At 67.5% G+C, this 9,816-nt stretch carries 9 protein-coding genes and 1 riboswitch; of the genes, 4 read left to right on the forward strand and 5 right to left on the reverse strand.

Annotation, left to right across the window (positions count from 1 at the left end):
• The first annotated feature begins 53 nt into the window (after positions 1 to 53).
• From M7H19_RS02200 to M7H19_RS02210, 3 genes are all read left to right on the forward strand, one after another.
• The gene (locus M7H19_RS02200; protein WP_298176463.1) at positions 54 to 1,361 is read left to right on the forward strand and encodes a Bcr/CflA family multidrug efflux MFS transporter; all 1,308 of its coding nucleotides are present in this window, start codon (positions 54 to 56) and stop codon (positions 1,359 to 1,361) included.
• A 45-nt stretch (positions 1,362 to 1,406) separates the two neighbouring features.
• Entirely contained in the window at positions 1,407 to 1,634 is a 228-nt protein-coding gene (locus M7H19_RS02205) for a hypothetical protein (RefSeq protein ID WP_298176442.1), read from the forward strand.
• A gap of 72 nt (positions 1,635 to 1,706) precedes the next feature.
• Entirely contained in the window at positions 1,707 to 2,369 is a 663-nt protein-coding gene (locus tag M7H19_RS02210; protein ID WP_298176445.1) for an O-methyltransferase, read from the forward strand.
• A 177-nt stretch (positions 2,370 to 2,546) separates the two neighbouring features.
• Here the strand turns inward: M7H19_RS02210 and glyA are convergent, their stop codons facing one another.
• From glyA to M7H19_RS02235, 5 genes are all read right to left on the reverse strand, one after another.
• The gene (gene glyA / locus M7H19_RS02215; RefSeq protein ID WP_298176447.1) at positions 2,547 to 3,818 is read right to left on the reverse strand and encodes a serine hydroxymethyltransferase; all 1,272 of its coding nucleotides are present in this window, start codon (positions 3,816 to 3,818) and stop codon (positions 2,547 to 2,549) included.
• Between the two features lies 1 nt (position 3,819).
• A complete protein-coding gene (gene gcvH / locus M7H19_RS02220; RefSeq protein ID WP_298176450.1) occupies positions 3,820 to 4,203 on the reverse strand; it encodes a glycine cleavage system protein GcvH in 384 nt (127 codons plus the stop codon).
• A 5-nt stretch (positions 4,204 to 4,208) separates the two neighbouring features.
• Positions 4,209 to 5,321, reverse strand: a complete 1,113-nt coding sequence (gcvT, locus tag M7H19_RS02225) for a glycine cleavage system aminomethyltransferase GcvT (protein ID WP_298176452.1) — start codon at positions 5,319 to 5,321, stop codon at positions 4,209 to 4,211.
• Positions 5,318 to 8,215, reverse strand: a complete 2,898-nt coding sequence (gene gcvP / locus M7H19_RS02230; protein ID WP_298176455.1) for an aminomethyl-transferring glycine dehydrogenase — start codon at positions 8,213 to 8,215, stop codon at positions 5,318 to 5,320. Before gcvP ends, gcvT begins: the two co-directional genes overlap by 4 nt.
• A 148-nt stretch (positions 8,216 to 8,363) precedes the next feature.
• Positions 8,364 to 8,456: riboswitch (glycine riboswitch) on the reverse strand.
• A 152-nt stretch (positions 8,457 to 8,608) separates the two neighbouring features.
• A complete protein-coding gene (locus M7H19_RS02235) occupies positions 8,609 to 9,388 on the reverse strand; it encodes a DeoR/GlpR family DNA-binding transcription regulator (RefSeq protein WP_298176458.1) in 780 nt (259 codons plus the stop codon).
• 248 nt (positions 9,389 to 9,636) lie between these two features.
• Between M7H19_RS02235 and M7H19_RS02240 the strand changes: the two genes are divergently transcribed.
• Positions 9,637 to 9,816 (forward strand): FGGY family carbohydrate kinase (locus M7H19_RS02240; RefSeq protein ID WP_298176462.1); only part of this gene is annotated, 180 nt, incomplete at its 3' end.

The raw sequence follows: 9,816 nt of genomic DNA on the forward strand, positions 1-9,816 counted from the left end.
TCGTCGGTTGTGTCTGGTCGGTACCAGCGATCACAACGAACTCGGGAGGTCGGGTGGCCGCGCGCACGGCGGTGAACGAGGTTCGGACGACGACATCCACCCACTCGACCCCACCGGGGCCGACCTCTCGACCTCCTCGCACCGCGCGCTACGCGCTGGTCCTCGGCGGCCTGACCGCCTTCGGCCCTTTGTCCATCGACATGTACCTCCCCGCCCTGCCGGCGATGGCGGCCGATCTGCGCTCCACCGACGCACAGTTGCAGCTCACCCTCGCCGTCTTCCTCCTCGGCCTCGGCATAGGACAACTGGTCGCGGGTCCGCTCTCCGACTCCTTCGGCAGGCGTACACCGCTTCTCATCGGCGTCACGATCTTCACCGCGGCATCGGTGGCGGCGACCCTCAGTCCCACACTTCCCATCCTGATCGCCGCGCGTGCGGCACAGGCGCTCGGCGCGGCCGCAGGCATGGTGATCGCCCGAGCAGCCGTCCGCGACCTGTTCTCCGGCGTCGCGATGGCACGGTTCTTCTCCACCCTGATGCTGGTCACCGGCGCGGCACCCATCCTCGCGCCCGTACTCGGCGGACAACTGCTGCGCTGGACCTCCTGGCGTGGGATCTTCGTCGCCCTCACGGCGTTCGGCGTGACACTGCTCGTCGTCGCGGCCTTCGCGCTTCCGGAGACCCTGCCGAAACCACAGCGCCGATCCGCCCAGCCGCGGGACATCATCGGCACCTACGTCGGACTACTGCGCGACCGCGTCTTCGTCGGATACGCGGTCACCATCGGGCTCGCGTTCTCGGTGATGTTCGCCTACATCTCCGGATCACCGTTCGTCTTCCAACAGCACTACGGACTCTCCGCCTCCGAATATGGATTCGTGTTCGCGCTGAACGGGGTCGGACTCGTGCTCACCGGTCAGCTCAACGGAAGGCTGGTGAGCCGCTTCGCCCCGAGGACGCTCCTCCGCACCGGCCTGGCGCTGTTGCTGACCGGTGTGGTCGGCCTCGTGGTGGCCGCGATATCACGGGCGGAGTTCCCGGTTCTGCTCATACCGCTGTTCGTCACCGTTTCCTCGGTCGGCATGGTCACCCCCAACGCGACGACACTCGCCCTGGCCGACCATCCCCGTTCGGCCGGATCGGCATCGGCGTTGCTGGGGCTGGTGCAATTCCTCACCGGCGGCTGCACCTCCCCGATCGTCGGTCTCCTCGGCGGCGATTCGGCACTGGGCATGGCCGCCGTCATGGCGGTGGCGGCCGCGGCCGCATTCACGACTTTCGTCGCGCTCACTCGGGTCAGACCACAGCGGCACCAGGGCAAACACGTCGACGAATCCGCCCAAATCGATCACGTGGGATGATATTTGCGACTACAGTCGTCCCCGGAACACGATGAAGGGGGCGACGTGAGCGCACGAGACGAGTGGGCTGTCCCCTGCCGTGATCTGGCCGGGCGACGCCGGGAGCTCACCGTGTTCGTCAACGCGGGCCGAGTCGTGCTCATCGCGCCGCCAGGCGAGGCCGCCGTGCTGACCTCCCTTGACGTGGGACGGCTGCGAGCCGCTCTACGCGACGCCGTGATCCAAGCAGGCCACCCCAACGACGAACTCGAAGCCGACGCCACAACCGACTGACCCACAACCGCCGTGTCCGCAGGTTGCGTCGTCGTATCCGCACTCCACGTATGTCGGGGCTAGGCTCTGGCTATGCACCAGGACCGATGGACAGCGGTCGACGAGTACTTCCAGGAGCAACTCGCCCCGCACGACGATGTTCTCGATGCCACGCAGCAGGCGTGCGCGCAGGCCGGCCTTCCCGACATCGCGGTAGCCCCCAACCAGGGGAAACTGCTACATCTGTTGGCTCGGATGGTCGACGCCCGCAGAATCCTGGAGGTCGGCACACTCGGCGGCTACTCCACCATCTGGCTCGCGCGGGCCCTACCCGATGACGGGCAGCTCGTCACTCTCGAAGCCGACACCACCCACGCCGAAGTGGCCCGCAGCAACGTCGAACGGGCGGGCCTGTCGTCCCGCGTGGACATCCGTCTCGGGAAGGCGTTGGACATTCTGCCCACACTTCCGACCAACGAGCCGTTCGACCTGACGTTCATCGACGCGGACAAGGTGAACAATCCGCACTACGTTCGTTGGGCGTTGGATCTCGGCAAGCCGGGCAGCGTGATCGTGGTGGACAACGTGGTGCGCGGCGGAGCGGTGATCGACGCCGACAACGACGACCCGTCGGTCCGTGGCGTGCGGGAGACGGTCGAGCTCCTGCGTACCGAACCTCGCCTGGACGCCACCGCGATCCAGACCGTGGGCAGCAAGGGCTACGACGGCCTCATCATCGCCCGAGTGGTCTCCTGATCTCGTGGCCGCGGCTGCCCCATAGGCACGGTGATCGCTGGTGTATCGGCGAGCATCGTTTCTGGATGTACGCGGGCTGCGGACACAACGACGCAGACTGCGGACACGGCTACATAATCTGCGGACACGATGGGTCGCCGGGCGCGGGCCGAAGCGTTCGCGCCCGGCGACTTCGACTCAGCCCTTGTTCTCGTAGAGCGGGTGCTTCTTGGCCAACACCGCCACGCGAGAGCGCAGGTCCTCCAGAGTGGCGCTGTCGAAGTCCGGCTGCAGCGCGCGGGCGATGATGTCGGCGACCTCGGTGAAGTCGTCGGCACCGAAACCGCGTGTCGCCAGTGCCGGGGTGCCGATACGCAGACCCGAGGTCACCATCGGCGGACGCGGGTCGAACGGAACGGCGTTGCGGTTCACCGTGATGCCGATGTCGTGCAACCGGTCCTCGGCCTGCTTGCCGTCCAGCTCAGAGTTCACCAGGTCCACGAGCACCAGGTGCACGTCGGTGCCCCCGGTCAGCACTCGCACACCGGCGGAGACACAGTCGGACGCCGACAGTCGCTCGGCGAGGATCTTGGCCCCTTCGAGGACTCGCTGCTGCCGCTCGCGGAACTCCTCGCCGGCGGCGATCTTCAACGCCACGGCCTTACCCGCGATGACGTGTTCGAGGGGCCCACCCTGCTGCCCAGGGAACACCGCCGAGTTGATCTTCTTGGCGTACTCCTGCCTGGACAGGATGATCCCACCGCGCGGCCCACCGAGCGTCTTGTGCGTGGTGGTGGTCACGACGTCGGCATACGGCACGGGGTTCGGGTGCAGGCCCGCCGCCACGAGGCCGGCGAAGTGAGCCATGTCCACCATGAGCTTGGCCCCCACCGAGTCGGCGATACGCCGGAACTCGGCGAAGTCGAGCTGGCGGGGGTAGGCCGACCAACCCGCGATGATCAGCTTGGGCTTGTTCTCGGTCGCCAGACGCTCGACCTCGGCCATGTCCACTCGGCCGGTCTCGCGGTCGACGTGGTAGGCGACCACGTTGTAGAGCCTGCCGGAGAAGTTAATCTTCATGCCGTGGGTGAGGTGACCACCGTGGGCGAGGTCGAGACCCAGGATGGTGTCACCGGGCTCCAGCAGAGCCACCATGGCGGCGGCGTTGGCCTGCGCACCGGAATGCGGCTGCACGTTCGCGTGCTCGGCGCCGAACAGAGCCTTGGCGCGCTCGATGGCGAGGGTTTCGACGACATCGACGTGCTCGCAGCCACCGTAGTAACGCCGTCCCGGGTAACCCTCGGCGTACTTGTTGGTCAGTACCGAACCCTGCGCCTCCAACACGCCGGCGGGCGCGAAGTTCTCCGACGCGATCATCTCCAGCGTCGACTGCTGCCGGTCCAGCTCGGCCGCCACCGCCTCGGCGACCTCCGGGTCCACCGTGGCAAGGTCGGCGTCGAACGAGTTCATGTCAGCCCTCCTGAATCAGTGCGGCATAGGCTTCGGCGTCCAGCAGGTCCGGTACCGACTCGGTGCGGACCTTGAACAACCAACCCGCGTCGTAGGGATCGGAGTTGACGGTCTCGGGCGAGTCCACGACGGACTCGTTGAGCTCGACGACCTCCCCGGTCACCGGCGAGTACAACTCGCTGACGGACTTGGTCGACTCGATCTCGCCGCACACCTCACCCGCTGTGACGTTACTACCTGCCTCGGGGAGCTGGACGAACACCACGTCGCCGAGTGACTCAGCGGCGAAAGCGGTCACACCGACCGTCACCACACTGTCGCCGTCGGTACGCACCCATTCGTGCTCGTTGCTGTAGCGGAGGTCCTGAGGAATGTTCGTCGACAACGATTTCAGCCTTTCGAAGTGGAAGGACGCTGGTAGAAGGGCAGGGACACGACATCGACCGGGGTGGCGCGCCCCCGGATGTCCACCGCGAGGGTGGTACCGGGCTCGGCGACCTCGGGCGTGACGTAGGCCATCGCGATCGGATAGCCCAGTGTGGGCGACAACACGCCGCTGGTGACCTCACCGACCACATCGTCGCCGTTGAGGACACGATAGGAGTGTCGGGGAGCACGGCGCCCTTCGCCACGCAGTCCGACCAACACTTTCTCGGGGTCGCGTTTGTTCTCCAGCGCAGTACGCCCGACGAAATCACCCGGCTTGTCGAACTTCACAGTCCGGCCGAGCCCCGCGTGGAAGGGTGTGAGTTCCCTACTCAACTCGTTGCCGTACAGCGGCATGCCGGCTTCCAGCCGCAGCGTGTCGCGGCACGCCAAACCCGCCGGTGAGAGCCCGTGCGAGGCACCGGCCTCGGCGATGCGTCGCCAGGTGGGCACCGCGGCCTCGGCGTCGACGAACAGTTCGAAGCCGTCCTCACCGGTGTAACCCGTGCGAGCGAGCAGCACGTCGGTGCCGTCGACGGCGGCTGGCATGCTCGCGAAGTACCGCAGGGAATCCGGGTCGGCACCGGTCGCCTCCGCCACGATCGCGGCGGAGGCGGGTCCTTGCACCGCGATCAGTGCGGTCCGCTCGCTCGCGTCGACGACCTCGACGTCGAACGTCCCGGCGCGTTCACGTAGCGCGTCGGCCACGACGGCGGTGTTGCCCGCGTTGGCGACGACGAGGTAACGCTGTTCGGACAACCGGTAGACGACGAGATCGTCGAGCACTCCCCCGTCGGTGTCACACAGCATCGTGTAGCGTGCACGCCCGACCTTGAGGGTGGACAGGTTCCCGACCAATGCGTAGTCCAGTGCCTGTGCGGCCTTGGCACCAGTCACCTCGATCTCGCCCATGTGGGACAGGTCGAATTGGCCCGCCGCCTCTCTCACCGCACGGTGCTCGGCGAGTTCGCTGGAGTACCGCACGGGCATCGACCAGCCGGCGAAGTCGGTGAACGACGCGCCGTACTCGGCGTGCACGGCATGCAGTGGAGTCTTTTTCAGGGTCGTCTCGGTCACGAGGAGGCACCTGCGCTTTCGTAGGAGGAGACGGGCGGGCAGGAGCAGACCAGGTTGCGGTCGCCGTAGGCGCTCTCGATGCGCCGCACCGGCGGCCAGTACTTGCCCTTCGGCGTAGTGTTTCCGGGATACACGGCGGTACGCCGGTCGTACGGCAGGGACCACTGCCCGACGAGCTGTTCGGCGGTGTGCGGCGCGTTGCGCAGCGGACTGTCCTCCACGGACCACGTCCCGGCGGCGACCGCGTCGATCTCCCGGCGGATGGCGATCATCGCCTCACAGAACCGGTCGAGCTCGGCCAAGTCCTCGCTCTCGGTGGGTTCGACCATGAGGGTGCCCGCCACGGGGAACGACATGGTGGGAGCGTGGAAGCCGTAGTCGACGAGTCGCTTGGCCACGTCGTCCACGGTGACGCCGGTCTGTTTGGTCAACTCGCGCAGGTCGAGGATGCACTCGTGCGCCACGAGCCCGTTGCGGCCGGTGTAGAGCACCGGGTAGTGCGGGGCCAGCCGCGCCGCGATGTAGTTGGCGTTCAACACCGCGACCTTGGTGGCCTCGGTGAGTCCTTCCGCGCCCATCATGCGCACGTACGCCCACGAGATCGGCAGGATCGACGCCGAGCCGTACGGGGCAGCCGAGATCGGACCGACGCCCGTGTCCGGTCCCGCTTCCGGGGCCAGCGGGTGATTCGGCAGGTAGGGGGCGAGGTGCGCGCGCACCGCGACCGGCCCCACCCCGGGTCCTCCACCGCCGTGGGGGATGCAGAACGTCTTGTGCAGGTTGAGGTGCGAGACGTCGCCGCCGAACTCGCCCGGCTTGGCGATCCCGAGAAGCGCGTTGAGGTTGGCGCCGTCGACGTAGACCTGGCCACCCGCCTCGTGCACGATCTCGGCCAGTTCGGCGATCCCGTTCTCGTACACGCCGTGCGTGGACGGGTAGGTGACCATGATCGCGGCGAGCGTGTCGCGATGGGCGTCGGCCTTCGCCCGCAGGTCCTCCAGGTCCACATCGCCGTCCGAAGTGCACGCGACCACCACGACCCGCATCCCGGCGAGCACGGCGGAGGCCGCGTTGGTGCCGTGCGCCGACGACGGGATCAGGCACACGTCCCGTTCGGACTGCCCGTTCGCGCGGTGGTAGGCCTGGATGGCGAGCAGTCCCGCCAACTCACCCTGACTGCCCGCGTTGGGTTGCAGCGACACGCTGTCGTAACCGGTGACCTCCGCCAACCAGCGGGACAGCTGGTCGATGAGTTCCCGGTAGCCCTCGGCGTCCTCGGCGGGCGCGAACGGGTGGATGTTCGTGAACTCGGGCCACGTGATGGGTTCCATCTCCGTGGTGGCGTTGAGCTTCATGGTGCACGAGCCGAGCGGGATCATGCCCCGGTCGAGCGCGTAGTCGGAGTCGGCGAGCCTGCGCAGGTAGCGCAGCATCGCCGTCTCCGACCGGTACGTGTGGAAGACGTCGTGGGTGAGGTACTCGCTCGTACGCGACAGCCCCTCAAGGAGTGCGGACCCCGTCCGGGGTTCGGCCGCGGCCTCGACACCGAACGCGCCGAGTACCGCGTCCAACACCTCCGGGGTGGTCGCCTCGTCACACGCCACCCGCACGTGGTCGGCGTCCACCCTGCCGAGGTTGATGCCCGCGTCCCGCGCGGCGGCCAGCACCGCGTCGGCCCGACCCGGCACACGGGCGAGCACGGTGTCGAAGAAATGCTCGTGCACCACGTCCACGCCCCCGGCCCGCAACGCCGCGGCCAACGTGGCGGCGTGCCCGTGCACCCGCTCGGCGATCCCACGCAGCCCGTCGGGGCCGTGGTACACGGCGTACATCGACGCCATCACCGCCAACAGCACCTGAGCGGTGCAGATGTTGCTGGTGGCCTTCTCCCGGCGGATGTGCTGCTCCCGGGTCTGCAGCGCGAGCCGGTAGGCGGGCGCGCCCGCCGCGTCGATGGAGACACCGACGAGCCTGCCCGGCAGCGACCGCTCCAACCCCGACCTCACGGCGAGGTACCCCGCGTGCGGTCCGCCGTAGCCCAACGGCACCCCGAACCGCTGCGTGGTGCCCGCGGCAACATCGGCCCCGAACTCTCCGGGCGGGGTGAGCAGGGTGAGGGCGAGCAGGTCTGCGGCCATGCAGTACAGCGCCTTGGCCGCCTTCGCGGCTTCGCCGATCCGGTGGTAGAAGTCCGGCTCCCGCAACACACCCGAGACACCCGGGTACTGCACGACGACACCGAAGAACTCCTCCGGCAGTCCCTGCGACAGATCCCGGACGTCGACGTCAATGCCCATCTGCTGCGCTCGTGTGCGCACCACCGCGATGGTCTGTGGCAGGCACTCGGAGTCCACCACCACCGTGTTCGAAGACGCCTTCGACACCCGCCGCATGAGCATCGTGGCCTCCGCGACGGCGGTGCCCTCGTCGAGCAGGGAGGCGTTCGCCGTGGTCAGCCCGGTGAGGTCGGAGACCATCGTCTGGAAGTTCAGCAGCGCCTCCAGCCGTCCCTGCGAGATCTCCGGCTGGTACGGCGTGTACGCCGTGTACCAGGCCGGGTTTTCCAGCACGTTGCGGCGGATCACGGCGGGGGTGACGGTGTCGTAGTAGCCGAGGCCGATCATCTGGGTCATGGGCCGGTTCTTGCGGGCCAGTTCCCGCAACTCGGCGATGGCCTGTTGTTCGGACGCTGCCGGGGGAAGTCGGAGGCCGTCCTGGCTACGGATGGCGGTGGGCACGGCGGCCGCCAGGAGAGCGTCCAGGCTGCCGAACCCGCATTCGGCCACCATCTTGGCCTGTTCGGAAGACCCCGGACCGATGTGTCGGCCCGAAAAGGGTGTCACCGTCGGTTCGTCCGACGACGGTGAGGCGGACGACGCGGATGATACGGACATGGGAGCTCCTTCTCGCTGTACCCGAGGCATACCCGCCCCGTACCGGGAACTCCCCCTCTGTCATGGGCACCTGAGAGTTTCACCGCGCGTAACGCGCGGCTTACACCTTGGGTGAGGCTGTACTTCTCGCCTGCTTTCCAGAGTGGCCTCGCCGAAAGCGGTGGCTGTACCTGAGAGATTGTGGGGAATTTGCTCCTTCGGTGCCCCGCCGAGATCACGGGGACTCTCCCGCTTCGGCTCCGTCAGCCGCGATATCCGGTTGTGCGTTTCGGTTGTCAGGATTCGACGTTACCCAGCACCGTGTGGCGAGTCCACCACACATCGCGAACGGTGACAAAAGCCGCGAGACTGTTGACGAACGCTACACAGTGTGTCTGCACGGTGTCCGCACAGTCACGATCGCAGTGGCACGACGGTCAATGTGGCCCCGCTGTCCCGAATCCGCCGTTGCTCGACGGCGGAGAGACCGTCGTCCACCAGCACCAGATCGAAGTCGGTCAGAGGCGCCAGCGCATACAGTCCCTGGCGGGTGAACTTGGTGTGGTCGACCATCAGGACGCGTCGCGAAGCCGACGTCATCATCACGCGCTTGACCTGCACGGTGGCCTGCGACTGGTGATAACACCGGTTGCGCGCGATGGCCGTGGTGGACATGAACACGGTGTCGGCCCTGACCTTGGCCACCCCCTCGGCCGTGTAGAGCCCGAGAAAGGCGTCGTAGGCGGGGAAGTACTCGCCGCCGAGCGCGATGAGCGTGATCCCGGGGACCCCCGCCAGCATCGTCACCACGGGCTGGAAGTAGGTGATGACGGTCAACGGCGCGCGCTCGGCGAACCGTTCGGCGAGGTGGAGACAGGTGGTGCTCTCATCGAGCATCACGGTGTCACCCGGGCGAACGAGACTCGCGGCGGCGCGAGCCAGTGCCCGCTTGGCGGGGGCCATCGCCGACCTGCGCTGAGCGATGTCACCGTGGAACGTCCTCGACGGCACCGACGTCGCGCCTCCGCGCACCCGCGCCAGCCACCCCTGGGCCTGGAGCGCGTCCAGATCTCGGTGGATGGTCATCACGCTCACACCGAATTCCTCGGCGAGGGCGGAGGCACGCACGAAACCGTCGGCGCGTACCCGTTCCCGGATGAGCGCACGTCGCTGTGCCCGGATCGCACTGTTCATACCGTCCTTGCCCCTCACGACCGGTACCAGCGACCGATGACGGCCGCCGAAGCTGTGAAAAAATGTGAAGTCCTGGCCGGGCCAAGTGACTGACAAGCCACTCTACCAGGGAAAACAGCGGTCTTTACCGGACATATTTCACAGGGGAAGCGCACAGGAACGCTGTGAGTTCGGCTCGCCGCTCTTGCCCGGTGCGAGGTTGCGGGTTGTGCTGGAGTCCCCCGAGACCGTTCGCACGAGGAGGCTGGATGTCGGCGATCGCGGTCGACGCCGGAACCTCGCTGATCAAGGCCGTCGTCTTCGACGAGACCGGTCGCGAGGTCGCGGTGGCCCGGCACGCCACCGAGGTCCGCAGACCTCACCCCGGATGGGCCGAACAGGACATGACGGCGGTGTGGCACGCGATGGTCGCAGCGGTCAACGAGGTA

The sequence above is a fragment of the Saccharomonospora sp. genome (assembly GCF_027317685.1).
Taxonomy (GTDB): Bacteria; Actinomycetota; Actinomycetes; order Mycobacteriales; family Pseudonocardiaceae; genus Saccharomonospora.

Bases quoted from the DNA above. Each gene is read 5' to 3' on its own strand.
- M7H19_RS02235 (WP_298176458.1), bottom strand. From the start codon at position 9,388: ATGAACAGTGCGATCCGGGCACAGCGACGTGCGCTCATCCGGGAACGG.
- M7H19_RS02210 (WP_298176445.1), top strand. From the start codon at position 1,707: ATGCACCAGGACCGATGGACAGCGGTCGACGAGTACTTCCAGGAGCAA.
- glyA (WP_298176447.1), bottom strand. From the start codon at position 3,818: ATGAACTCGTTCGACGCCGACCTTGCCACGGTGGACCCGGAGGTCGCC.
- gcvP (WP_298176455.1), bottom strand. From the start codon at position 8,215: ATGTCCGTATCATCCGCGTCGTCCGCCTCACCGTCGTCGGACGAACCG.